Source organism: Mesorhizobium sp. M1027 (assembly GCF_040318745.1).
GTDB lineage: Bacteria > Pseudomonadota > Alphaproteobacteria > Rhizobiales > Rhizobiaceae > Mesorhizobium.
Genome location: NZ_JAMYMW010000014.1, coordinates 151,029 through 175,604, shown reverse-complemented (window position 1 = coordinate 175,604; position 24,576 = coordinate 151,029). Strand labels below are relative to the sequence as shown.

Annotated in this window: 24 protein-coding genes; 8 read left to right on the top strand and 16 right to left on the bottom strand. The window is 63.3% G+C overall.

Annotated elements, in window-relative coordinates; all coding sequences use genetic code 11:
* Positions 1-29: 29 nt before the first annotated feature.
* Positions 30-1,217 (bottom strand): glycine C-acetyltransferase, encoded by a 1,188-nt coding sequence (locus tag NKH50_RS25050; protein WP_352881610.1) that lies wholly within the window; start codon positions 1,215-1,217, stop codon positions 30-32.
* Positions 1,218-1,481: 264 nt separating this feature from the next.
* Here NKH50_RS25050 and NKH50_RS25045 point away from each other — a divergent pair, with 264 nt between their 5' ends.
* A complete protein-coding gene (locus NKH50_RS25045; RefSeq protein WP_352881608.1) occupies positions 1,482-3,554 on the top strand; it encodes a putative bifunctional diguanylate cyclase/phosphodiesterase in 2,073 nt (690 codons plus the stop codon).
* Positions 3,555-3,559: 5 nt separating this feature from the next.
* Here the strand turns inward: NKH50_RS25045 and NKH50_RS25040 are convergent, their stop codons facing one another.
* Together NKH50_RS25040 and NKH50_RS25035 are read right to left on the bottom strand one after the other, a co-directional pair.
* Positions 3,560-3,802 carry a type II toxin-antitoxin system Phd/YefM family antitoxin gene (locus NKH50_RS25040; RefSeq protein WP_352739206.1) on the bottom strand — a complete coding sequence of 81 codons (243 nt, stop codon included), beginning with the start codon at positions 3,800-3,802 and terminating at the stop codon, positions 3,560-3,562.
* 21 nt (positions 3,803-3,823) lie between these two features.
* On the bottom strand, positions 3,824-4,252 hold the full coding sequence (locus tag NKH50_RS25035) for a MarR family winged helix-turn-helix transcriptional regulator (protein ID WP_352650328.1): 429 nt from the start codon (positions 4,250-4,252) through the stop codon (positions 3,824-3,826).
* Between the two features lie 117 nt (positions 4,253-4,369).
* Between NKH50_RS25035 and NKH50_RS25030 the strand changes: the two genes are divergently transcribed.
* Entirely contained in the window at positions 4,370-4,777 is a 408-nt protein-coding gene (locus NKH50_RS25030) for a hypothetical protein (protein WP_352650330.1), read from the top strand.
* 141 nt (positions 4,778-4,918) lie between these two features.
* Here NKH50_RS25030 and NKH50_RS25025 read toward each other — a convergent pair whose 3' ends face one another.
* The gene (locus NKH50_RS25025) at positions 4,919-6,964 is read right to left on the bottom strand and encodes an oxidoreductase (protein WP_352650331.1); all 2,046 of its coding nucleotides are present in this window, start codon (positions 6,962-6,964) and stop codon (positions 4,919-4,921) included.
* Between the two features lie 114 nt (positions 6,965-7,078).
* On the opposite strand from NKH50_RS25025, the gene queF reads away from it, so the two are divergent.
* Positions 7,079-7,540, top strand: coding sequence for a preQ(1) synthase (gene queF / locus NKH50_RS25020; protein WP_023674394.1), 462 nt, complete (start codon positions 7,079-7,081; stop codon positions 7,538-7,540).
* Between the two features lie 29 nt (positions 7,541-7,569).
* Here queF and NKH50_RS25015 read toward each other — a convergent pair whose 3' ends face one another.
* The 5 genes from NKH50_RS25015 to NKH50_RS24995 all read right to left on the bottom strand — a co-directional run bounded on the left by NKH50_RS25015 (position 7,570) and on the right by NKH50_RS24995 (position 13,148).
* Positions 7,570-8,754: a mandelate racemase/muconate lactonizing enzyme family protein gene (locus NKH50_RS25015; protein ID WP_352650332.1), complete on the bottom strand. Its 1,185-nt coding sequence runs from the start codon at positions 8,752-8,754 to the stop codon at positions 7,570-7,572.
* 11 nt (positions 8,755-8,765) lie between these two features.
* Positions 8,766-9,317 carry a hypothetical protein gene (locus NKH50_RS25010; RefSeq protein ID WP_352650334.1) on the bottom strand — a complete coding sequence of 184 codons (552 nt, stop codon included), beginning with the start codon at positions 9,315-9,317 and terminating at the stop codon, positions 8,766-8,768.
* Between the two features lie 4 nt (positions 9,318-9,321).
* A complete protein-coding gene (locus NKH50_RS25005; RefSeq protein WP_352650336.1) occupies positions 9,322-9,801 on the bottom strand; it encodes a DUF3828 domain-containing protein in 480 nt (159 codons plus the stop codon).
* A 105-nt stretch (positions 9,802-9,906) separates the two neighbouring features.
* Positions 9,907-11,556: an ABC transporter substrate-binding protein gene (locus NKH50_RS25000; protein WP_352881604.1), complete on the bottom strand. Its 1,650-nt coding sequence runs from the start codon at positions 11,554-11,556 to the stop codon at positions 9,907-9,909.
* 41 nt (positions 11,557-11,597) lie between these two features.
* On the bottom strand, positions 11,598-13,148 hold the full coding sequence (locus tag NKH50_RS24995; RefSeq protein ID WP_352739199.1) for a trimethylamine methyltransferase family protein: 1,551 nt from the start codon (positions 13,146-13,148) through the stop codon (positions 11,598-11,600).
* A 92-nt stretch (positions 13,149-13,240) separates the two neighbouring features.
* On the opposite strand from NKH50_RS24995, the gene NKH50_RS24990 reads away from it, so the two are divergent.
* Positions 13,241-14,143, top strand: coding sequence for a LysR substrate-binding domain-containing protein (locus NKH50_RS24990; RefSeq protein ID WP_352881602.1), 903 nt, complete (start codon positions 13,241-13,243; stop codon positions 14,141-14,143).
* A 17-nt stretch (positions 14,144-14,160) separates the two neighbouring features.
* Here the strand turns inward: NKH50_RS24990 and NKH50_RS24985 are convergent, their stop codons facing one another.
* A complete protein-coding gene (locus NKH50_RS24985; RefSeq protein ID WP_352881600.1) occupies positions 14,161-15,150 on the bottom strand; it encodes a zinc-dependent alcohol dehydrogenase family protein in 990 nt (329 codons plus the stop codon).
* A gap of 103 nt (positions 15,151-15,253) precedes the next feature.
* Between NKH50_RS24985 and NKH50_RS24980 the strand changes: the two genes are divergently transcribed.
* Complete coding sequence (locus tag NKH50_RS24980; protein WP_352881598.1) at positions 15,254-16,156, top strand: LysR family transcriptional regulator; 903 nt, start codon at positions 15,254-15,256, stop codon at positions 16,154-16,156.
* 79 nt (positions 16,157-16,235) lie between these two features.
* The gene (gene mutL / locus NKH50_RS24975; protein WP_352881651.1) at positions 16,236-18,086 is read left to right on the top strand and encodes a DNA mismatch repair endonuclease MutL; all 1,851 of its coding nucleotides are present in this window, start codon (positions 16,236-16,238) and stop codon (positions 18,084-18,086) included.
* 61 nt (positions 18,087-18,147) lie between these two features.
* On the opposite strand, the gene NKH50_RS24970 is transcribed toward mutL, so the two are convergent.
* Positions 18,148-18,492 (bottom strand): DUF2185 domain-containing protein, encoded by a 345-nt coding sequence (locus tag NKH50_RS24970; RefSeq protein ID WP_352541554.1) that lies wholly within the window; start codon positions 18,490-18,492, stop codon positions 18,148-18,150.
* Positions 18,493-18,568: 76 nt separating this feature from the next.
* Entirely contained in the window at positions 18,569-19,462 is an 894-nt protein-coding gene (locus tag NKH50_RS24965; RefSeq protein WP_352831743.1) for a DMT family transporter, read from the bottom strand.
* 90 nt (positions 19,463-19,552) lie between these two features.
* Here NKH50_RS24965 and NKH50_RS24960 point away from each other — a divergent pair, with 90 nt between their 5' ends.
* Together NKH50_RS24960 and NKH50_RS24955 are read left to right on the top strand one after the other, a co-directional pair.
* Entirely contained in the window at positions 19,553-20,479 is a 927-nt protein-coding gene (locus NKH50_RS24960; protein ID WP_352881596.1) for a LysR substrate-binding domain-containing protein, read from the top strand.
* 230 nt (positions 20,480-20,709) lie between these two features.
* The gene (locus NKH50_RS24955; RefSeq protein ID WP_031211156.1) at positions 20,710-20,943 is read left to right on the top strand and encodes a DUF2093 domain-containing protein; all 234 of its coding nucleotides are present in this window, start codon (positions 20,710-20,712) and stop codon (positions 20,941-20,943) included.
* A gap of 241 nt (positions 20,944-21,184) precedes the next feature.
* On the opposite strand, the gene lpxK is transcribed toward NKH50_RS24955, so the two are convergent.
* The 4 genes from lpxK to NKH50_RS24935 are packed head-to-tail and all read right to left on the bottom strand — an operon-like array spanning position 21,185 to position 24,570.
* Complete coding sequence (gene lpxK, locus NKH50_RS24950) at positions 21,185-22,225, bottom strand: tetraacyldisaccharide 4'-kinase (protein ID WP_352703282.1); 1,041 nt, start codon at positions 22,223-22,225, stop codon at positions 21,185-21,187.
* A gap of 1 nt (position 22,226) precedes the next feature.
* Positions 22,227-23,543 (bottom strand): lipid IV(A) 3-deoxy-D-manno-octulosonic acid transferase, encoded by a 1,317-nt coding sequence (gene waaA / locus NKH50_RS24945; protein ID WP_352703285.1) that lies wholly within the window; start codon positions 23,541-23,543, stop codon positions 22,227-22,229.
* Complete coding sequence (locus NKH50_RS24940; RefSeq protein WP_352509467.1) at positions 23,540-24,319, bottom strand: lysophospholipid acyltransferase family protein; 780 nt, start codon at positions 24,317-24,319, stop codon at positions 23,540-23,542. The genes waaA and NKH50_RS24940 overlap by 4 nt, the downstream gene beginning before the upstream one ends.
* A 5-nt stretch (positions 24,320-24,324) precedes the next feature.
* Positions 24,325-24,570 (bottom strand): DUF4170 domain-containing protein, encoded by a 246-nt coding sequence (locus NKH50_RS24935; protein ID WP_023674378.1) that lies wholly within the window; start codon positions 24,568-24,570, stop codon positions 24,325-24,327.
* Between the last annotated feature and the right edge of the window lie 6 nt (positions 24,571-24,576).

Sequence of the window (24,576 nt, the reverse complement as noted above, 5' to 3'; positions counted from 1 at the left end):
TCCGGAATCGCTTTTCGACTGCCGGTCATTCAGGAAATCACGCCGAGTTCGCGACCGACTGCGGCGAACGCCTCAACCGCACGGTCAATGTCGGCGCTGGAATGGGCGGCAGACATCTGCGTGCGGATGCGCGCCTGGCCCTTCGGCACCACCGGGAAGGAGAAGCCGATGACATAGATGCCGCGCTTCAGCATGCGCGCGGCCATTTCCTGCGCCAGCGTCGCGTCGCCCAGCATCACCGGGATGATCGGATGGTCGGCGCCGGCCAGTGTAAAGCCGAGCCTGCCCATCTCGGAGCGAAACCGCGCTGCGTTGGCATATAGGTGCTGACGCAACGCATCGCCATTGCGGACCAGTTCGAAAACCCGGATCGAGGCGCCAGCGATCGCCGGCATCAGCGTGTTGGAAAACAGATAGGGCCGCGAGCGCTGGCGCAGCCAGTCGACCACCTGCTTCCTGCCCGACGTGTAGCCGCCCGACGCGCCGCCCAATGCCTTGCCGAGCGTGCCGGTGATGATGTCCACCCTGCCCTCGACGCCGCAATGTTCGGCCGAGCCACGGCCATTCCTGCCGACGAAACCAACTGCATGGCTGTCGTCGACCATGACCATTGCGTCATATTTGTCGGCGAGGTCGCAGACGCCCTTCAGATTGGCGATGATGCCATCCATAGAGAACACGCCGTCGGTGGCGATCAGCCGGAACCGACAGTCGCGCGCCTCTTTCAACCGCGCTTCGAGATCGGCCATGTCGTTGTTGGCGTAGCGGAAACGCTTTGCCTTCGACAGCCGTACCCCGTCGATGATCGAGGCGTGGTTCAGCGCATCGGAGATGACCGCATCCTCTTCGCCGAGCAGCGTCTCGAACAGGCCGCCATTGGCGTCGAAGCAGGAGCCGTAGAGGATGGTGTCCTCCATGCCGAGGAAGTCAGAAATGGTCGCCTCGAGCTGCTTGTGTTCTTCCTGCGTGCCGCAGATGAAGCGCACCGATGCCATGCCGTAGCCGTAGCGGTCGAGTGCCTGCTTGGCCGCCTCGCGCAGTTCGGCGCTATCGGCGAGGCCGAGATAATTATTGGCGCAGAAATTCAGCACCTTCTCGCCGCCGACCTCGATCTCGGCCGATTGGGTCGAGGTTATCACCCGCTCGGATTTATAGAGGCCTGCCGATTTCAGCCCTTCAAGCTCGCTGTCGATGTGGGAGAGGAATGCTGCGGTCATGATCAGGCCCTGTTGAGATCGATGAGGACTGTCGCGCCGCGCGGACGAAAAATCCATCGCAAAAGCGACCGCTTCGGTGGCGGCAATGGCACGGCAGAGGCCACGATGTTCAAATGCGGAGGTGCTGCGAAAGATTGCAATAACCACTTTGCGGGTTTCCCGCCACGGTCGCCGCCGCCGACCTGCTGCCGTCCCAAACCTTTAACACTTTGAAGCCAAAGGTTGTCGCACAAGAATTCGTTGGCGAGAGGGCCGCATCAGAAAATGTCGCAGCAGCCGGCGCACGCCGTTTCAGGCAGGCTCATACTCCTGATCAAGTCCGGCTACTGGCTGGCTCTGCTGATCATCGCCGCCATGGTCGTGGCCTCCTTCATCCTGCTGCAACAGGTGATGGCGACCCAACGGCACAATCAGGCGCTGCTCGATATTGTCAGCACACAAAAAGCCCTGTCGCAGCGCATCGTCTTCCTTGCCGGAGCGACAGGCAGCGCGCAGCGCGATCAACAGCGCGCCCTGGTTACCGCGCTCAAGCAAGCGACGGTAGAGTTCGAGAAGAACTACGATCTGCTGCTCGAGCGGACCGCCGCCGACCCGGCGTCGCCGGCAAGGTTCGATCCCAAATCGATCGAGAGCGTGCTTTTCGCCAAGCCGTTCCATCTCGACTATTTCTCGGTCGGGCTTATTGCCAACGGCGAACGCCTGATCTCGTCGTTCGAATCGCGGCTCAACATGGCCGGCAATGGTGGCTACAAAGGTGGAGAGGAGCGCGTCAACCTGAACGCTTCCGTTGCCAACGCAACATTGTCGGGCTATGCCGCACTTGGCCAGCGCATCAGCGCCTTTGCAGACCAGCGATCCGAAACACTTCTCGAGCTTAACCGCACATTGTTCTACTCGACCATCGGCGTCATCGTGCTGGTGGCGCTTTTCATTTTCAGGCCGATGTCGAATGCTATCTTGCGCAGGACCCGCGAGCTGGTCGATGCGCGCAATTCCATGGCCTTTATTGCCGTGCATGACGGGCTGACTGGCCTGCACAACCGCACCTTCCTGACCGAGCATTTCGATACGTTGATCAATGCCGCGCAGCGACGGCGTGAACGGGTTGCCGTGGTGCAGTTCGATCTCGACCGGTTCAAGCAGATCAACGACACGTTCGGCCACGCCGCCGGCGATTATGTGCTGGTGGCGGCTGCGCAACGCATGCGTGATTCGTGCCGTACGTCGGATCTCAACGTGCGTCTCGGCGGCGATGAATTCGTCGTCGTCCTCAACGACGCCGGCAGCACCGAGGACATCGATATCGTCGCCAGGCGCATGCTGGCCAAACTCAATGAACCGGTCATATTCCGAGGCACGACGATCCATCCGGGCGTAAGTGCGGGGATTGCGGTCTATCCTGTCGAGGCCGACAATGCGCAGGATCTGCTCGTCCATGCCGATCTGGCGTTGTGTTCCGCCAAGAAGCAGGGCGGCGGCAGTTTGTCGTTCTTCTCCGATGAGCTGAGGCGCGAACTCGACAACCGAAAGCAGCTCGAGCTCGACATCAGGGTCGCCATCTCGGAGAAGGCGTTCGAAGTCTATTTCCAGCCGCAGGTGTCGCTGTCGGACGGCACCATCAGTGGCATCGAAGCTTTGGCTCGCTGGAGGCATGCCGAACGCGGCATGATCGCGCCGGGCGAGTTCATTCCAATCGCGGAAAAATGCGGCTTGATGTCCGAGATTGGCCGCATCGTCATTGCCAAGGCGATCAACGAAGCAGCCGAATGGAACCGCGCAGGCATCGGCTTCGGCCGGATCGCCGTCAACGTGTCCGGTTCGGAGCTGCGCGAGACAGATTTCGAAGTCTTCCTGTTCGGGACGCTGGAAAGGACCGGCCTGCCCGCGCACAAACTATCGCTGGAGATCGTCGAATCCGTCATTCTCGACGACGAGAAGACCGGTATCGCGGCAAAGCTGCGGCACATCCGCGCCGCCGGCATCCATCTTGAGCTCGACGATTTCGGCACCGGCTACGCATCGCTCAGCCATGTCAATCCAAACGAGATCGACCGGCTGAAGATCGACCGCCGCTTCGTCCAGAACATCAACGAGAACAGCGGCAACACAAAGATCGTGCGTGCCCTCACCGAGCTCGCCCGCGGTCTCGGCATCTCGATCGTTGCCGAGGGCGCCGAAACCGAAGCCGAGCTCGACTCGCTGATGGCGATCGGCTGCGACCAGGTGCAAGGCTATTCCATCGCTTTCCCGATGCCGCCGGACAGGGTGCGTGAATGGCTGGTGGCACGGACGCCGAAAAAGGCCAGGCTGACAGTGCTGCAGGGCAGCCGGGCGTAGATCCGTCATGGTTCGGCCTTGCGAACCGACCTGATGGGCCGAGGCGGAAGGTCATCCTCATCACCGGGAAATGCTGCCAGCAATTGTCCAAAGCTGGCACACGCGCCAGCTTTTTCATAGTCCTGGAACGACAGAATGACCGCCTGCTTGCGGCCACGCCGGGTGATGACGGCCGGTTCTCCCGCGATGACCTGATCGAGCACCGCCGAGAGTTTAGCCCTGGCATCCTTCAGCGAAATTTCGCGCATGGCGTCTTCCTAGCCTAATTTCTAGCTCTCGACATTGGCCCGCAGCGCAGCCAGCACCTGTGCAAACTCCGCCAGCCTGTCGTCGGACAGCCCTTTCCGCAGCCGTTTGTCGAAGGCTAACGCGGCCGTGCGCAATTTCAGGAACAACGCCTCTCCGGCCTGGGTCAACTCCACCTGGTGAACCCGGCGGTTCTCGGGATCGCGGCGGCGCATCAGCAGGCCCTGCGTCTCCATGGCGTTGAGATGGTGGGTCAGCGTTGCGCCCCGAATGCCGATCATGCCGGCGAGCTCGCGTTGGTTGGCCAGCTCCCGCGACTTGACCGACAGCAACGTGACCCAGACCGGCAGCGTGCCGCCGGCCTCGACCAAGGCAGCGTCGAAAGCCTGCGCAACCAGCTTGGCGGTGCGCGCGAGATTCATCCCGATCGGCGGGCGGTCAAAGGGCGTCATGGTCGGACACTAGAACAAGGGCAAAGCCGATGGAACCGGCTCGAGCTTATGCGTTGACATCTAATCATTTGATATCTATCAATATGGTTAGCGGCGGGCAAGAGAGGAAATGCGGTCATGCAATATGTCTACATCATCGTCCTCGGCCTTCACGTCATGGCGGGTGTGTTCTGGGCCGGCACCACCATCGCGGTTGCCCGCGAACCGGAGATCAGGGCGGAACGTTTCTTCCGGCCGCAAATGGGCGCCGCCGGCGTGGTTTTCCTCACGGGTTTGCTGCTGTGGTATTTCTTCCACAACGGTTCTTTCGGTTCGATGGAAAAAGTCCTGGCGCTCGGCATCTTGACTGCCTTGATCGCAGCCGCGGTTCAGGGCGCATTGGTGGGTTCCGCCAGCAGGCAGCTGGCCGGCGCTGATGCGGCGAAGCAAACCCAGTTGCGCGCCAAGATGACAAAAGGCGAACGCATCGCCGGCGGCCTGCTGGTCATCACCGTATTCTGCATGGCCACCGCCAGGATGTTTTGAACGTCCTGCCGCAATCGCAAGGTCGTACGGTGCCCGGCGATGGCCGGGCGGCGTGCGCGGCGCGCAGCCCGGACCAAAGTACCGTGGTGGCTCTCCGTACGGAGGTTCGGCTGCGCGCCACCAATCAATCCAAAATATTCCTCAGATCCGCAAGCCGAACCTGATGCCGTCATAGATTGCGGCATGGATGTTACGCGAGGCAACTGCGTCGCCGATGCGGAAGAGCACGAAGCCACTTTGCGGATTGCGCACGGGGAAGATGTCGCCGCCATTGACCAGTTTTTCGTAATCGATCGCGCCGGCGTTCTTCGACAGCGGCTTCAGCGCCAGATAGAGATCGTCGAGTGGCAGCGTGCCATGCTCGACCACCACCTGGTCGACGCGCCGCTCGCCGCGCCAGCCATCGGCGAAGTCGGAGGCGAGCTCGGCGATCAGCTGGTTGCCCTCGCGCCGCACAGAACGTAGCCGTGTGTTGATGGTCACCGTGACACCCTTTTCCTGGAAGGCGCGCATGTAGGGCACATGGTTCATGCCGCCCATTTCCGGCGCGAAGAAGCGCTCCGGTGAAACCAGCTCCAGCCTGGCACCGCTATTGGCGATCAGTTCGGCGGCACCCATGCCCTGATGGCCGCCATTGTCGTCATAGAGCAGCACGTTCTCGGCCGGCTTGACGCTGCCGGCCATGATGTCCCAGCTCGAGGTGACGAGATCGTCGCCCGCTGTCAGAGGCGGGTTCTGCGGCAGGCCGCCGGTGGCGATCACCACCGCGTCCGGCGACAGCGCCAGCACGTCGTCCGTCTCCGCCCATTTATCGTAGCGGATCTCGACGCCGAGCCGGTCGAGTTCGGCCAGACGCCAGTCGATGATGCCGATCAATTCCTTGCGGCGCGGGTTCTGCGTTGCCAGCCGCACCTGGCCGCCGGCCTGGCTCGATGCTTCCAGCACCGTCACCTGGTGCCCACGTTCGGCGGCGACCCGCGCCGCCTCCAGCCCGCCGGCGCCGGCGCCGACGACGACCACCTTCCGCTTCGGTCCCTCGGTTTTCGGAATAATATGCGGTATCGACGCCTCGCGGCCCGTTGCCGCATTGTGGATGCACAGTGCCTCACCGCCCTCATAGATGCGGTCGAGGCAATAGGTGGCGCCGACGCAAGGACGGATCTCGTGCTCGCGGCCCTCCATCACTTTTTTGACGATATGCGGGTCGGCAATGTGGGCACGCGTCATGCCGACCATGTCGAGCTTGCCGGTGGCGATGGCGTGGCGCGCGGTGGCGACGTCGGAAATCCGCGCCGCATGGAAGGTCGGGAATTTCGTCGCCGCTCTCACCTCCCCTGCGAAGTCGAGATGTGGTGACGAGCGCATGCCGGTCACCGGGATGACCTTGGTCAGCGCGGCATCGGTCTCGATCGAGCCACGGATGATGTTGAGGAAATCGACCTTGCCGGATTCGGCCAGCCGCCTGGCGATTTCGACGCCCTCCTGTTTCGACAGGCCTTTCTCGAAATCCTCGTCGGCGACCATGCGGATGCCGACGACGAATTTTTGGCCGACCGCCGCGCGCACCGCGTCGAGCACCATGCCGGTGAAGCGCAAGCGGTTGTCGAGCGAGCCACCGAAATCATCGTCGCGCTGGTTGGTGGCCGGCGACCAGAAGCCGTCCATCAGGTGGCCGTAGGCCTCGAATTCGATGCCATCGAGGCCGGCAGCCTGGCAGCGCTGGGCGGCAGCGGCATAGTCGGCGACGATGCGCTCGATGTCCCAGTCCTCGATAGTCTTGGGAAAGGCGCGGTGGGCGGGTTCGCGAACCGGCGAAGCCGACAGGACTGGCAGCCAGTCGGCCTTGTTCCAACCGGTGCGGCGGCCGAGATGGGTGATCTGTATCATCACCTTGCAATCGTGCTCGTGGCAGGCATCGGTCAGCTCGGCGAGCCACGACACGATGCGGTCGTCATAGACATGCAGATTGCCAAAAGCGGCCGGGCTGTCGCGCGAGACGATCGCCGAACCGGCGGTCATGGTCAGCGCCATGCCGCCCTTGGCCTTTTCGGCATGGTAGAGCCGGTACCGCTCCTTCGGCATGCCGTCCTCTGAATAGGCCGGCTCATGGCTGGTCGACATCACCCGGTTCTTCAGCGTCAGATGCTTGAGCTGATAGGGCTGGAGGAGCGGGTCGTTGCTAGTCATCGTCTTCCTGCTGTTTCAAATTGTGCTAATGAGCGGCAAATTTTTGTTTTTACGCATGTCGCTGTCCCAAAATCGCTGCGCAGTTTTGGGCGACATGCAGCAAGGAACCTGCTCATGACCGATACGAAAAACCTCACCCAGCTCGGCACCAACGTCGAGGCGCCACAGAGCCCTGAAGCGGCCGTCCTGGAAACCGTGCCGTTTTCGCGCGGCGACGGCCCGCCGGCCATCGTTCGCTTCACCTGCCCGGAATTCACCTCGCTCTGCCCCGTCACCGGCCAGCCGGACTTCGCCCATATCGTCATCGACTACGCACCCGACGCGCTGCTGGTGGAATCGAAGTCGCTCAAGCTGTTCATGACCTCGTTTCGCAACCACGGCGCCTTCCATGAAGAATGCACCGTCATGATCGGTCGCCGTATCATCGCCGCGACCAAGCCATTGTGGTTGCGCATTGGCGGCTACTGGTATCCGCGCGGCGGCATTCCGATCGACGTGTTCTGGCAAACCGGCGCACCGCCGGAAGGTGTGTGGCTGCCCGACACCGGCGTCGCCCCCTATCGCGGGCGCGGGTGAGCCTGAGTTACTACGAAGAAAATGTTGCATCAGTTGAGCGGCAGCCGCCGGTAACGCCCGGGATTGTTCGGATCGCTGAAATGGTGCATCGGCCCATGTTCGGCGAAGTGTGCTGACCAGCGTTTCATGGCGGCAGGGTCAAGCTCGACGCCCAGCCCGTCATCCTCCGGCACACGCACCGTATTGCCGGTCTGCCGGAATGGGCCGTCCTTGATGACATCGCCGATCTGCCAGCGAAACAGCGACTGCGATGCTTCGGTGATCCACGGTGTCGCCGCCACGACGTGCAAATAAGCCGATGTCATGATGCCGAGATCGTTCGAATAGCACCAGAACCCCTTGCCCATCGCCTCACAGGCGGCGATGAATTTCAGAGTTTTCGACAATCCGCCGAGTGCTGCGAAATTGCAGACGAAGTAATCCGGCGCACCGAGCGCGACTGCCCGCCTGAGATCCGGGATGTGCGTGGAGAACGGAATGCGCGAATGCTGGCGCAGCGCCGCCATCTCCTCGAAGGTCGCGACCGGATCCTCGTAATTGCGGATGTTGAACGGCTCGATCTCGCGCAGTACCCAGCGCGCTGTGGTTAGCGACCACTGCATGTTGGAATCGAGTTTGATCTGCGCCTTGTCGCCAAGCGCCTCGCGCAGCATGCGCACTGTCCTGATCTCGAGCTCGGGATCGCCCATGATCAGCTTGCCCTCGAAGATCGTCGAGCCGTGCTGTTCTCGCATGCCGAGACAGTAGTCGACGATCGCTTCGGCGGTCATCTCGCCGCCGGCTCCGCCTTGAGCGGGGCGAAAGGCGAAATATTCCGAAAACGGAATGTCCTTGCGCACCGCGCCGCCGAGCAGCTTATAGAGCGGCATACCGAAGACCTTGCCTCTTATATCCCACAGCGCCAGGTCGACGGCGCCGAACGCCACCGTGGCTGCGTTCTCGCCGGTGTTGGCGGTGATCTGCCAGGGCGGCACACAGCGCGCCTCGCAGTCGGCGATGTCGAGCGGATCGGCGCCAATCAGCGCCGGCGCGATCTCGGCCTTGATCACCTCGCCGAAATGCCACCATGGCGCCTCGCCCAGTCCGACCACGCCTTCGTCCGTCTCGACCTCGATGATCGATTTCGAGGCGCCGCCGTAGAGACCAGCGGTCCACCAGAACGGAGCATCGAGCGGGACGTTGACGTGGGTGACGCGGATGTTGATGATCTTCATCGGTTCCGTTCTCACTCACACTGGTATTGGCTCAGCGCCCATTCGCCGGTCACCGAGAGTAGGTCCGATATTTTCCAGTCCCCGTCGACTTTCCTGAATTTCCACTCCAGCCGGTGCGGGTTGCCGGCGACGACGAAGGCGACGACGACCTTGGCCTCGTCGCCCTTGATCGCTTCGATTGTCTTCAGGCTCTTGTCGATCTCCGCCTTGTCGTATTCGGAATTGTCGAGTGCCATGTTGGGATCGAGGCACTCGCCCTGCCCCGACTTCCGCAGCGCATCGCTCTTGTCCAGCACCGACTTTGCCGGGTCGGTGAAATGGCCCCGCTGAGCCGGATCGACCTCGAGCCCGGCATGCTCGTAGAACGGCTTCACCACCGCCGTCGGCGAGCCCGGCTGTGTGGCCGGCGCGTTTTCTGCCGGCGGCAAAACTGCCTTCGGCGGTGCCGCACTGTCGGCCGGCGCGTTTGCGGGCGGCGCGCCGAACAGGCCCTGAGCGGCGGCGCTGCTCAATCCGGCCAGCAGGCACGCAGTCGCCAAAAGCCAGGGATGGCAGCGGAGCACGGCATCACTCCGGCGACTGCCCGGCCAGGCATTCGAGCGCACTCAGCGTCCAGCCGCTGGTCTTCGAGGTGATGTCGGCGACCTTCCACTGGCCGTCGATCTTCTTCAACGACCAGACCATTTCGCGTTTGGAATCATCCCCTTCCAGAAAAAGGTTGAAGGTCGCCGTCACCTCGGCGCTGTCGCCATCCAGCGTTTCGGCCAGCGTCAGCGTCTTGGCCACGGTCTTCTCGTCATAGTCCTGCGCATCGAGACCAGGGGCGAAGTCGATGCAGGGAACTTCATCCGGATGGTTCTTTGCCGCATTGTCGTTCAGTTCGAACAGTTTCGTCACTGGCGCGGTGAAGCGGTCGCGATATTGTGCATCGGCCTCGAATTTGACCGACGGGACATAGAAGAACTTCACGGCGTTGGCAGCGGGGCCGGCAAACGCGGCCGCCGGCAAGGCCATCGAAAGCGCGGCAACAAAAAGTGGCAGTTTCATGCGTGTCCCCGATTGTTCACTGACGGAAGCTATCAGTACCACGCATCTTGCCCGTCGGCTTTCTTGCGGTCCATGAAATCCTGCAACGCGTCCTCTGCTGGCAACTCAGGCGTTCAGCCAGACGTTCTGGAGATCCATCTCGAAGGTTTGGTGGACACCGTAGTTCTTCACCTTCTCGTTCATGTGGCTGAACAGCTTCTGCCAGAACGGCTGAATGATGACGCCCGAATCCTGCAGGATCTGCTCGATGTCCTTCATGACCTCGCGGCGCTTCTCGACGTCGATGAGCGAGAGAGCCTGCTTGAGCTTGGCATCGAAATCAGGGTTCGAGTAGCCGGTTTCGTTCCAGGCCTCGCCGGTGCGATAGCCGAGCGCCAACACCTGGACGCCAAGCGGGCGCATGTACCAGATGGTCATGGAATAAGGATATTTCGTCCAGTCGTTCCAGAAGGTCGAACCCGGCAGCACCGTGCGTTTCACTTTGATCCCGGCATCGCGCAACTGGCCGGCAATCGCGTCGCCAGTGTTCTTTTGCCAATCGTCCTCGACGGTGATCAGTTCATGCTCGAAGTCGGCCTGCCCGGCCTCCGCCATCAGCTTCTTGGCGCCCGCGGCGTCCCGGGTCTTCTTGGGCAGCGCGTAGTATTCCGGATGAATCGGGCTGACGTGGTGGTTTTCACCAACGGTCCCTCGCCCGGCGTAACCAAGTTCGAGCACCGCCTGGTTGTCGACGGCCATCTGGAGGGCGTTGCGGACTCGCTTGTCATCGTAGGGTTTGTGCGTGATGTTGGTGCGGGCAACGAGCGTGGTCGCTGTCGCGACCTCCGATTTCACCAGTCCCATCTTGTCGAGGATGTCTATGAAGTCGGCAGGCGTCTCGAAGTTGAGATCGATTTCGCCGGAGTCGAATGCATTTATCGAGGCGTTGAAATCGGTTCCGTAGTCGATGAATTCGACGCCGTCGAGAAGCGCTTCACCACCCCACCATTTGCCAGTCTCACGACGTTTGACGACCGCTTTCTGGCCGACCGCATAAGACACCAGTTCGAACGGCCCGGTGCCAATCGGCTTCTCGATCGGATTGGCGCCGTCGGCGTCGAAGTTGCGATGGACCACCAGCGCCGGATAGTCGGTGAAGTTCGGGATCAGCGAGATGTCCGGTTCGTTCAGCTTCAGCTTCACCGTGTTGTCGTCGACCTTGGTGATCGCTCCTTCCCTGGCCTTGCCGGTCTTTGCATCAATCAGCGCACCAACGCGCGCGGCCATCGAATTGCCGGCGGCAGCCTTCTCGCACCAGCGCGTCAGATTGTAGACCACATCTTCGGCGCTAAAAGCATCGCCGTTGTTCCAGGCGATGCCCTTGCGAACATGCAGCACGTATTCGGTGGCGTCGTCGTTGACCTCCCAGCTTTCGAGCAGAACCGGCTCGAATGTAAACTGGCGGGTGTAGCGGACAAGCGGCTCCAGCCAGCAGCGTGAAATATTCGCGAGTTCCACCCAGTCGTAGGTGCGCGGATCCTTCTGTGCCTTCACCGACATCGAAACGTGGAGCGTGCCGCCTTTCTTCGGCTCTTCAGCCAAGGCCCGCTGCGGCACGGCAAGGCCGATCATGCCGTAGGCAAGGGCCGTCGATGCGCCGAAGGCGCTTGCCAGCGCCAGAAACTCGCGTCGGTCGACACGACCTGCACGAGCCTCGCTGGCCATCGCTTCGATGGCGCTCGGTACGCGATCGCCGTTGCTTCTGAAGAGTGTCATTTTTTCCTCCGTTATGGTTCCCATCGGGTCTTCGCCCGTTATCAACTAACGCTGTCCGGCAGTTTCTCCTCGCGCCGCGCAATCAAATCTTTGAGACCATCGGCGATGCCCTCATCGAGCTTCGGCTCCTCGTAATCGGCGAGCATGTTGCGCGCTTTCTCGCGGCCGCGGGTGTCGTGGTCCTTTGCTCCTTCCGCCTTCCACTGTTCGAACGAATTGAAGTCCATGATGCTCGGTATGAAGAAGGCGGACTCGAAATGTTCGAGCGTGTGCTGGGTGCCGAGGAAATGGCCCTGCGGTCCGACCTCGCGGATAGCCGCCATAGCCTCCTTGAAATCGTCGAATGGCAGCCCGCCAGCATATTTGTACCAGCCGACAAGCTGCTCGCAGTCGGTGGCAAATTTCGAATAGCCGCAGGTCAGGCCGGCCTCGAGCCAACCGGCGGAGTGCCAGATGTAGTTGGCGCCGGCAAGGATGGCGGCATGCATCAGCATGTTCGCCTCGTAGCCCGCCTGGGCGTCGTTCAGCTTCGAGCCGACATGGAAACCGGACGTGCGCCACGGCAGCCGATACTTCCGCGCCAGCGCGCCCATGAGATACATCATCTGGGCCGCCTCCGGCGTGCCGCCCATGGGAGCGCCGGTCTTCATGTCGACCGTCACCATGAACTGTCCGTAGATCTGCGGCGAACCCGGACGCAACAGCTGTGTGAACGCGACGCCCGCCAGCGCTTCGGCGTTGACCTGCGCGACCGCACCGACGGCAGAGGCCGAAGTCGAGGCGCCGCAAAGGGCGAAGGGCGCGAGGATCAGCGGCTGGTTGTGGCGCGCATAGACTTTCATCGCGTCCAGCATGGTGGCATCCCAGACCAGCGGCGAATTGCAATTGGTGATCGCCACCAGGACCGGGTTGTCGCGGACATAGTCCTCGCCGAACACGATGCCCGCCATCGCCATCGTGTCTTCGGCTCGATCCCTGGACGTCACGATGCCCATGAACGGCTTGTCGGAGTGCTTCAGCGCCGAATGGATGATGTGGAGGTGACGTTTCGGCACTGGAATTTCCATCGGCTCGCAGATGATGGAGCTCGACGAGTGCAGCGCCGGCGCCATGTAAGCGAGCTTGTGGAAATTGTTGAGGTCGGCGAGTGTGCCGTAGCGCCTGTTGTTGTCGAGGTCGCGCACGTAAGGCGCGCCATACATCGGCACAAAGATGGAGTTGTTGCCACCCACACGAACGGAACGCTGGGGATTCCTCGCATTGAGCGTGAACTCCGACGGGACCTTCGAGATGAGCTCCATCAGCAGGGCGCGGTCGATGCGGACCCTTGTCTCCGAGACATCGGCGCCCGCCGCCTTCCACATTGCAATCGCCTCGTCGTCGCGGAACTCGCATCCCACCTCTTCGAGGATGCTGAGCGATTCCTGGTGGATCAGCTCCACCGCCTCGTCCGGGACCATCTGATACACCGGAATCTTGCGGACCAGGGTCGGAAATGACGCAACGGGTGCGCCTCGCAGCGCCTTGCGCCCCAGGCGGCCACCTGCGCGACGATTGGTATGTTCGCTCACTTCAACGGCCGGTGCGTTCATGGAGGCTCCATCTTCCTGTTGGTGACCAATCTAGCCAGACAAAATGCAGCTGTGACGCTGGAAAATCCTGATCTCTTGTATAAGGTCAGCTTATGCGAAGCTTGCGCCATCTGCTGCCGTCGGCGGGCAGCCTGATCGTTTTCGAGGCCGCCGGGCGGCTGTCGAGCTTTACCGCCGCCGGACGGGAACTCGGCATGACGCAGGCTGCCGTGTCCTACGCGATCCGCGGGCTCGAAGAACAGCTCGGCGCCAAACTCTTCCAGCGCCGCCACCGGCAAGTCAGCCTTACCGAGGCCGGCGACCGCTTCCATGCCGACGTCTCGCTCGGCCTGTCGCACATCCGCAAGTCGGCGGAGGATCTGCGCCAGATCGCCGTCGGCGCGCATGTGACGCTCGCCGCCTCGACCGCCTTCGCCTCATTCTGGATGATGCCGCGCCTGCAGCAGTTTCGCGACGAATTGCCGGGCATCGACCTGCGCATCCAGACCGCCGACCGCGATCTCGACATCATCGCCGAGGACATCCCGCTCGGCGTGCGCGGCGGCGAGCCCAGGGAATGGCCGGATTATCATTCGCTGCCGTTGGCCGATGAAGTGATATTCCCCGTCGCCGGCGCGAGTTATGTGGCCCGGTTCGGGCTGCCGGAGCGTGTCGCGGACCTTCAATCGCACCGCCTCATCCATCTCGAAGAGCCATTTCGCGAGGCCGCGAGCTGGGACGAGTGGTTCGCCTCGGCTGGTGTCGACATCGCCGATGCCGGACGTGGCTTGCGTATCAACGACTATGCGCTGGTGATCCAGGCAGTCATGGAAGGGCAAGGCATCGCGCTCGGCTGGGGTCACCTCGCCGAGCGGCTGCTGGCATCAGGGCTGCTGGTGCGCGTCACCGACCACACGATGACGACCGGCAAGGGCTTTCATGTCATCTGGTCGAGGAACCGCGAGCTCAGCGACAACGCCCGCAAGGTGCGGGACTGGCTGGCGGCGCAGGCGTGATGCCGATAAATGCCCGGTCAAACCGTTACAACGATCTTGCCGAATTGTTCGTTCGCTTCGAGATAACGATGCGCCTCGACGATCTGGTCGAACGGAAAGGTTCTGGCGATTGCCGGCTTCAGCGAACCCGAGCTCAGTCCGTCAAGGATGAACGCCTTGGCGGCCTGCAGCCGGACCGGATCGCGCACGATCTCATGCATGAGATAACCGCGCAGCGTCAGTGTCTTCGCCAGCACTGCAGGTAGCGGAAAGGGTGTCCGGTCGAGGCTCAATCCGCCATATTCGATGAGAATGCCACCCGGTGCCATCGCTGCCGTCAGAGGCTCGAAGATCGGACCGCCGACGGCGTCGAACACCACGCGCACGCCGTCCGGGCCGGCGATTTCCTTCAGCCTGGCCTCCAGATCTTCTTCCGCCGAAGCGATGACGTGGGCCGCGCCGAACGCAACCAAAGCCCGCTTCTTGGCGGACGTCCGTGTGACCGCGATCGGGATCGCGCCAACCAGGTTGGCGATCTGGATCGCCGCAAGTCCGACACTGCTCGATGCCGCGGTGATAACGACAAAGTCGTCCCGGCCAAGTTGGGCAATGTCGATCAGCGCACCATAGGCCGTGAGATATTGCATCCACGCGGCGGCCGCCTCTTCCCAGCTCAGCGCCGGCGGGTGCTTGACGACGAGCTCGGCCGGGTATGTGGCAATCTCACCATAGGCAGGCCAGCGGACCATCGACAATGGCGGCACGACGCTTACGGCATCGCCAGGCACAAGGCCCTCTACGCCTTCGCCCACCATCTCGACGAGGCCAGCGGCCTCAAGCCCAAGACCGGAAGGCAACGGCGCGGTCTGGATGTATCTGCCTGAACGCAGCAGCGCCTCGGCCCGGTTGAGACCCAACGCCTTGACACGGATCTGGACCTCGCCTCGCCCGGGCGCAGGCATGTCGACATTCCCGATGCGCAGAACCTCGGGACCACCAAGCTCATGAAAACGAACGACACGCGCCATCGGTCACAACTCCAAAATATTTGAACTGAATCGTCTATGCCAGCGGCGATCAGGCGGATAAATAGCCGCTTGAGTAGATCAGCAGAAACTGTAGGTTTTGAATATGGATCGCCTTACGAGCATGGCCGTGTTCGTCAAAGCCGTCGATCTGGGCTCATTCGCGGCCGCGGCGGCCGCGCTCGATCTGTCCGGGCCGATGGTCGGCAAGCATGTCCGGTTTCTCGAGGAGCGCCTGAGCGTGCGCCTCATCAACCGGACCACGCGCCGCCAAAGCCTGACGGATTTCGGGCGCGCCTATTACGAACGCTGCCGGCTGGTGCTTGCCGAGGCGGAGGCCGCGGATGCACTCGCCGCCGACCAGCTTGCCGAACCGCGCGGAAAGCTGCGCGTGCTCATGCCGGTGCATTTCGGCAGGCGCTGCGTTGCCCCGATCCTGTTCGGGCTTGCGCAGCAATATCCGGCGCTGGAACTTGACCTGTCGTTCAGCGACACCCTCGCCGACCTCGCCGAGGACGGCTGCGATCTTGCCATTAGAACGGGCGACCTGGAGGACCAGGCCGGGGTTATGGCGCGTCGCATCGCGCGCCAGCACATGGTCGTCTGCGCGTCGCCGTCCTATCTCGACCGGCACGGCCAGCCGCAGGAAATAGATGACCTGGGCAGCCATCACGCGATCATCTACCGCCGTTCCGGGCGCGCCGTTCAGCCGTGGCTGTTTCCGCGCAACGACCAGCTCGCGACGGAGATTCGGCCCGTCAGCAGATTGCGGCTCGACGATCTCGATGCCATCGCCGATGCCGCGGCCGCCGGCATGGGGCTCGCCTGGCTGCCGTACTGGCTGGTTCGCCAGCGCATCCAGGCGGGCGCGCTTGTCCTGCTATTGCCGGAACAATCCCGGTTTCTCTACGACGTTCATGCCCTTTGGTTGCAGACGCCTCATCTGCCGATGAAAGTCCGCCTTGCCGTCGATGCACTGGCAGCAGCGCTGCCCAAGCTCATGAGTTGAACGCGCGCTCGCGGTCAGCTGCGTGGATTCCGCAATTCTACCCTCCCGCATCGGCCACGAATCCGCCTATAGTGCTGCCATGCCCGTCCGCCAGCTTTCCGAAACGATGATCAACCAGATCGCCGCCGGCGAAGTCATCGAGCGTCCGGCAAGCGTGGTCAAGGAACTGGTCGAGAACGCGCTCGATGCCGGCGCTACCAGAGTCGAGATCGTCACCGCCGGCGGCGGGCTGAACCTGATCCGCGTCAGCGATGACGGCTCGGGCATTCCGGAAAAGGAACTGGCGCTGGCGATCGCGCGCCATTGCACCTCCAAGCTCGCCGACGACATTCACGACATCCGCTCGCTCGGCTTTCGCGGCGAGGCCTTGCCCTCGATCGGCTCGGTGGCGCGGCTGTCGATCCGCTCGCGCACCGCGTCCAGTGAAAACGCCGCCGAGATCGGCATCGACGGCGGTCGCGTCTCCGCCGTCAGGCCGGCCGCCGCCAATCGCGGCACCACGGTCGAGGTGCGCGACCTGTTCTTCGCCACGCCGGCGCGGCTCAAATTCATGAAGGGCGAGCGCGCCGAAAGCTCGGCCATCGGCGACGTGGTCAAGCGCATCGCCATCGCCTTTCCCGCCGTGCGCTTCACCCTGGCCGGCCCGGACCGCTCGACGCTGGAACTGCCGGCGACCGACGACAGCCTGGAAGGCCGGCTGCGCCGGGTGGCGCAGGTGATGGGCGCCGACTTTCCGGACAATGCGATCGCCATCGACGCGACGCGGGACGGCGTGCATCTCGCCGGCCATGTCTCGGTCCCCTCCTTCACCCGCGCCAACGCGCTGCAGCAATACGCTTATGTCAACGGCCGCCCGGTGCGTGACAAACTGATCGCCGGCGCCATTCGCGGCGCCTTCGCCGACGTGCTGCCGCGCGACCGCCATGCCGTCACCGTGCTGTTCCTGGCGCTCGATCCGGCGATCGTCGACGTCAACGTCCATCCGGCCAAGGCAGACGTGCGCTTCCGCGACCCGGGGCTGGTGCGCGGGCTGATCGTCGGCGCCATTCGCGAAGCGCTGGCCAATGCCGGCATCCGCCCCGCCACCACAGGGGCCGCCGGCATGATGGCGGCGTTCCGGCCAGGCGCCGCATCCTATGCGCATGGTGGCCCGGCCAACGGTCACCGCAGCTACGAGGCCGCCTATCGGGCATCGGGCTTTGCCGGGTTCGATCCTGCCCGTTCGCCGCAGCGGCCGCTCAATATGGGCGACGGGTTCGGCGAGGACGAGCAGGCGGCCTTCGACGCCGGGCCGCTGCACAGCGCCGATGCGCGCGCCGGGCAAAACGAAGCGGCGGAAACGCTGCTCGGCACGGCGCTGGGCGCGGCGCGCGCGCAAGTGCACGAGAATTATATCGTCGCCCAGACCAGGGATTCGCTGGTCATCGTCGACCAGCACGCGGCACATGAGCGGCTGGTCTACGAGGCCTTGAAGAACGCCCTCCACTCACGCTCGGTGCCGTCGCAGATGCTGCTGTTGCCCGAGATTGTCGATCTGTCGGAAGAGGATGCCGAGCGGCTTGCCAGGCATTCCGAGACGCTGGCCCGCTTCGGCCTCGGCATCGAGCGCTTCGGCCCCGGTGCCGTCGCGGTGCGCGAGACGCCGTCGATGCTCGGCGAGACCAACGTCCAGCAGCTGGTGCGCGATCTCGCCGACGAGATCGCCGACAACGACACGGTCGACACGCTGAAGGAGCGGCTGGACAGAATAGCCGCGACCATGGCCTGCCACGGCTCGGTACGTTCCGGCCGCCTGCTCAAACCGGAAGAGATGAACGCGCTGCTGCGGCAGATGGAGGCGACGCCGGGCTCCGGCACCTGCAACCATGGCCGCCCGACCTACATCGAGCTCAAGCTGGCGGATATCGAGAGGCTGTTTGGGAGGCGGTGAGAAGGTCGCTCGCGCTGGCGCTGTCTATAACTCGCTAGCAAGGCTGGTTCCACAGGCGGCTTTAATCATCATCTGGGGGTTCGAACTTCTGACGGACAAACTTCCCCTCGATTCTCAAAAACGCACTTCCACAAGGCGCCTCTAAACAAGAGGTAATGAGCGGGTCGTAATTCGCAATTGTATTGACATCGTACAACCCGGAATTGTTGGGGTCGTTGATGTATTCGTCAGATTCATCGCCTGCAAAAAAGCACCATCCGCTATCAACCGGATGATCTGGCGTTTCGCGGTAAAGATAGCCTACTTGCGCGCCATCCACGGTGATGCGGTCGGTCGCAATACAGCTGCCGTAACCAACTGCTATTGGGCGAAACGTCGAACCATCCCTGAAAAACGTCTTAGGCATTCAAAGCTCACTGGTGGCAACCGTACTTCTAGTTAAATCAGCCGCGTACGCCACCAGCAGTCAAGCACTAAAGCTCTCATCTCTTCAAATTCACCACAATGACGCCGCCCAGCGCCAGCGCCCCGCCGATTATGCCGAGCAGCGTCGGCACCTCGCCCAGCCAGAAGAAGCCGATCAGCGTCGCCATCGGCGACACCAGATAGAGGAAGGTCGAGGCACGCGCCGCGGGCAGTCGGGAAAGTGCTGTCGCCCACGCGGCATAGGCGATCAGGCTGGGCACGATGCCGAGAAAGATGACGGCGCCGAGCCCGGCGGTGTCGGCGACCGCCGCCTGCGCCAGACCGCTCGGCAGGAACGGCGACAGGCAGAGCGCGCCAAGCACCATGTTCGAGGCCGAGATCGTCAGCGGGTGATGGTGGGCAAACAGCGGCTTCTGGACGATGGTGTTGACGGCCGAGCACAGCGCCGAGCCGAGGACAAGCAGCGCACCATTGTTGAAATGCAGCCCTTGCCCCTCGCCCATGGCGATGATCCCGATACCGGCGAAGGACAGGAATGTGCCGGCCCAGGCGAGGCCCGAGAAGCGTTCGCCGAGCAGCGCCATGGCCATGATGGCGGTGAAGATCGGGCTGACATTGATGATGAAGCCGGCCGCACCGGCCGAAACGGTCAGCTCGCCGAAATTGAGCATCACCGTGTAGAGCGCGACGAAGACGGCACCACCGAAGACAAAGCGCCAGAGTTCATCGAGCCTGGGCAGCGCCGGCCGCTTGACCGCGAGGAAGATCGCCGCCGGAACCGCGGCGATGGCAAAGCGCAGCGCGCCAAGTTCCAGCGGCCCGAAAGCGGCAAGGCCGGCGCGGATCGCCGGAAAGGCGGAGGCCCAGCCGACCACCGTCAGCGCCACCGCGATGGCAGCCGTGGCATCCATGCGCTGTGTCGTATTCAACGTGCCGGTGTAAGCGCTCATCTGGGTGTCCTCGCGATCCAATGCCATGAAGTAGAGAAACGCTATTGCGGGTCGGTTGACAAACGAACAAATCGAGGATCACCTGTGACTATGGATCACAGCTTAGACCCGATGCTGCCGCTCGAAACGCTGCGCGCCTTCGACGCCGCGGCTCGGACCGGCAGCTTTTCGGCGGCGGCCGAGAAGCTCAACATCACTCACGGCGCCGTCAGCCGGCAGATCGCCAAGCTCGAGGGTTGGCTCGGGCTGAAAGTCTTCGATCGCGGCGCGCGCGGCGTCTCGCTGACCATCGAGGGCAACCGGCTGCATCTGCGCACCACCGAAGCCTTTGCCCTGATCGCCAGCAATTCGGATCGCTGGGTCGAGCCGCGCGGCACGGCGGTGGTGCGGCTGACCTCGATCCCTTCGGTCAGCGGGCTGTGGCTGATGCCGCGTATGGCGGCGCTGGAGAACCACCCGTCGAAGCTGCGTATAGTGCTCGACGTCGACATCCGCCAAGGCGATCTTGCCGACGAGGGCATCGACCTGTCGATCCGCTGCGGGCGCGGCCGCATTCCGGGCCGGATCTCGGTGCAGCTTTTCGAAGAATATGTGTTCCCGGTCGCCTCGCCGGAATTGGCCAGGGAGATCGGCCGCGGAGATCCTGCCCGGCTGCTCGAATTTCCGCTGATCAACGATTCCGACGCTTCGGCCTGGCGCGCCTGGTTTGCGGCGCAGGAGATGGACTATCGGCCGCGGCCGCACGACCGCCGTTTCGAGGACTACAATCTGGTGCTCGACGCCGCCGCGCACGGGCTCGGTATTGCGCTGGCACGTCCGCCGTTGACGGTGGACCAATTGAAATCGGGCCGCATCGTCGCCGTCGACGAACGCAGTGCGCTGAGCCCGATATCCTACTGGCTCGACCGGCCGCTGGGGCGCCCGCGCGCCGCCGCCGCCGAACTCGCCCGGCGCATCGCCGTCCAGGCCGGGCTGCCAGCGGAGAAGATCGAGCAGTTTATCACGGCCGAGGAATGAGATGCCTAAGGCGCGTCGCGTTCGACCGGCATCATGCGACGTGCTTCAGGTTCTTGTCTTTATGCATGTCGCGGAAAACCGCCGCACACTTTTGCGCGACATGCATTGGCATTCGCTTTGCCGGCTTGTTTGAGCAAGTGTCGCCAGAAACAGAACCAGGCAAGGCCAACCAAGCTTGACCTCGCCGCAATTTGTGGCGATGACATCGTCATGAATTTCGGCACCACCCCATGATGAACCGTTTCGAAGGACCCGGCGGCAAGGAAGCCCGCATCCGCTATCTCGATGGCGACTTCCAGGTGACCAGCCCCGGCGCCTTCGTGCGCTGCGCGGTGACCGGCGAGAGCATCCCGCTCGACGAGCTTAAATACTGGAGTGTCGCCAGGCAGGAACCCTATGTGAATGCCGCCGCCTCGCTGCGCCGCGAGATCGAAGCGCATCCGGAACTGCGCCGCCGACGCTAGTCCAGCGCAAATGGAGAGTCGCCCCGTTGCGACCCTGCGCCCTCTGCCGCCGCGTCAGGCCGGCAACGCCGAAACCTTAAAGGCTATCTTGAAATAAAAAACCCGCCTCGCGCTCGAGGGCGGGTCACCGGCGAATCATCACCATACTCAAATTAGTAGCATAGCTGCCGGCACAAAGCAAGAACAAAATACGCTCGACCGGCGGAAAGCTGCAAATTCCAGTCCTACATCGCCTCGGTGCTCAAGCTGCTGATCGGCCCCTCAGCCTGCGCTGCCGCCAGGCATCCAGCGTCTCGTCGATAATGCGCTGCGGCACGTGGTCAAGCTCGAACACAGTGTCGATCTTCAGCACATCGAGTCCTTCGAGGAATTCCGGCGGTGCTGCGCCGTGACGCAGGCGGGCAGCGTCCTTGGCGGTGGTAATGAGGCCAAGCCCGGCTTTACGTGCTGTCGCCGCCAATTCGGCAAGCTCGTCCGCACTGTAGAAATGATGGTCAGGAAATGGTCGGGTCAGCGCAAGCTCGCCCCCGGCCTCGCTTACGGTGTCGAAAAACCTGTCGGGATGACCGATGCCGGCGAACGCCAGGAACCGCCTGCCGGCCAGCGTCACCTTGCTGCTCGGCGCGGTATGCGCCTCGAAGATCGGCCTGCCGGCGCGCGCTGCCTGGCGCACGACCGTATCGGCCGCGGTGCCCTCGCCCATTTTCAGCAAGGCGCTGGTGAAGACCAATTGGTCGACGATGTTTGCCCGCAGCGGCCCGCCGGGGATGACGCAGCCATTGCCGATGCCATGGCGCGCGTCGACGACGACGAGCGCATAGTCGATGTGGATGCGCGCGCTCTGAAAACCGTCATCCATGATCAGGAAATCGCAGCCGAGCTTCTCCAGCAGAAGCCTGGCGCCGGCGGCCCGGTTCGGCGTCACCGCGACCGGCGCGTGTTCGGCCAGAAGCAGCGGCTCGTCGCCGACATGCTTGGCGGCGTCGTGGCGCGGATCGACGATATGCGGCTGCGCGAAGGAGCCGCCATGGCCGCGCGACAGGAAACCCGGGTTGAGCTGCATGCGCCGGGCCTGCTCGGCCAATTCGATCGCCACCGGCGTCTTGCCGGTGCCGCCGACGGTGAAGTTGCCGACGCAGAGCACCGGCGCCTCGACCTTTTCGCGCGGTGCATGCCGCATGCGGCGACCGGCGACAAGCGCATAGATGGCGGAGAGCGGCGACAGCGCCGTGACCCGCCAGTCGGGCTCTTCCCACCAGAAGGGCGGCGCTTCCGAGGTCACGTCAGCGCCCGTTCGCGCCCTTCAGGCGCGACTTGACGACCAGCGGCTGGATATAGGGCTCGAGCGACCTGAGCGTATGTGCCAGCGCACCGCGCATCTCGTCGACCGTCGCCGCGCCGGCCGCCATCATCTCATGGCGGGCCGCCTCGTTGGTCAAAAGGAAATTGACGGCGCCGGCTAGCATATCGCGGTCGCGCACCAGCTTGGCGCCGCCGCTATCGAGCAGGCGCTGATAGGCCTCGCGAAAATTCTGGACATTGCGGCCGGCAAGCACCGCCGTGTCCAGCATGGCCGGTTCCAGCGGGTTCTGGCCGCCCTCGGAAGTCAGCGAACGGCCGACAAAGGCGATTTCCGTCAGTCTCAGATAAAGCCCCATCTCGCCGATCGTGTCGCCGAGCAGAATATCGGTGTCGGCAGTGATCCTGTCGCCCTTGCTGCGCTGCGCCAGCTTCAGGCCCATGCCGGAAATCTGGGCGGCCAGCTGCCCGGCGCGATCGGGATGGCGCGGCACGATGATCGTCAAAAGCCCGTGGTGGCGCTTGTGCAGCATGGCGTGGACTTCGGCGGCGACCGCCTCTTCGCCATCATGGGTCGAGATCGCCGCCCAGGTCGGGCGACCGCCGATCTGGCGTTTCAGCGCCGCCAGTGCTCGCTCGTCGGCCGGCGGCGGCGCGGTGTCGACCTTGAGATTGCCGGACACGGTGACCGGCCGGGCGCCGAGCGAAAGGAAGCGCTCGCCATCGAGATCCGATTGGGCAACGACATGGGCGAGATTCTCGAACAATGCTTCGGCAATGTTGGCGCGCTTCTTCCAGGATTTGAAAGAGCGGTCGGACAGCCTGCCATTGACCAGAACCTGCGGCACGCGGCGGGCGCCGAGTTCCAGGATGGTCATCGGCCAGATCTCCGATTCGGCGATGATCGCCAGGTCCGGCTGCCAATGGTCGAGGAAGCGGCTGACCGCCGGCTTGAGGTCGAGCGGCACATATTGGTGGATGATGCGGTCGCCCAGCCGTTCTTCGGCGACCTGCGCCGAGGTGACGGTGCCTGTGGTCAGCACGATGTTGACGCCGTAATCGAGAATGCTCTCGACCAGCGGCACGACGGCGATGGTCTCGCCGACGCTGGCTGCATGGATCCAGATCACCGGGCCTTCGGGGCGCTCGCGTCCGGCGACGCCGTAGCGTTCACGCCGGCGAATGCGGTCCTCCTTGCCTCTGGAAGTGCGCCAGGCGACGTAAGGTCCGACCAGCGGGTAGGCGGCGGCCCCGGCGAAACGGTATGCCGTCAGGAAGGCGCGCGCCCAGCGCATACTCATTTCGAACCGTCCACAAGCCGATAGGCCTCGGCGGTCGCGGCATTGAGCGAGGCCGTGACCTCCTGGCGCTTGCGTTCCATTTCCGCGGCGTCGGCGTTGGCCGGCACGAAGACGGGCGTGCCGACGACAATCGAGGAGCGGCCGAAGGGCAGGTTGATCGTCGTCTTGTCCCAGCTGCCCTCGATCACCTTGCGGCGGCTGGTGGCTATCGCGGCAGGCAGGATCGGCCGGCCGGACAGCCGCGCCAGGAGGACGACACCCAGCCCCGCATCGCGTGGCGTTCCGTGGGGAATATCAGCTATCATGGCGACATTCTTGCCGGTGGCGAGCGACTTTTTGAGGGCGATGAGCGCCTTGGCCCCGCCCTTGTCGAGATGCCTTGCGCTTTGGCGCCCGCCAGAGCCGCGCACCGCCTCGATGCCGAATTTCTCGACCATCAGCGCGTTGAGCTCGGCATCGGCGCTGCGCGACACCATGGCAACCAGCGGCCGTCCCTTGGGATAATAGGCCGGGGTCAGCAAATGCTGGCCGTGCCAGAGGGCGATGATGCCAGGCTCGAGCTGCGCATAGGCGCCGCCGGAAAACTTGGCCGATCCGTCGACCATGCGGTTGGTCAAGCGGACAAGGCGGACGAAATACGCAAACAGCGCGGCAAGCGCATTCTTGACGAATCGCGACTGCGCCAGCGGTTCGCGGATCTTGCGCCAGAACGTCTTCGGCTTGCGACGTCTGACCGCCGACCGCGGGGCTGAACGCTTGACCGCTTCATGGTTCATCGATGTCAACCGACAGCCTTGTTTTCGGGGTCGAGCAGGCGGTGCAGGTGAACGACGAAATAGCGCATATGGGCATTGTCGACACTAGCTTGCGCCTTGGCCTTCCAGACGGCGTGCGCCGATTGGTAGTCCGGATAAATGCCGACGATGTCGAGCGCGTCGAGATCGCGGAATTCGGTGCCGCCCAGCTTCTTGAGTTCGCCGCCGAACACCAGGTGCAAAAGCTGTTTCTTTCCGTCTTCAGCGGCCATGTCGAT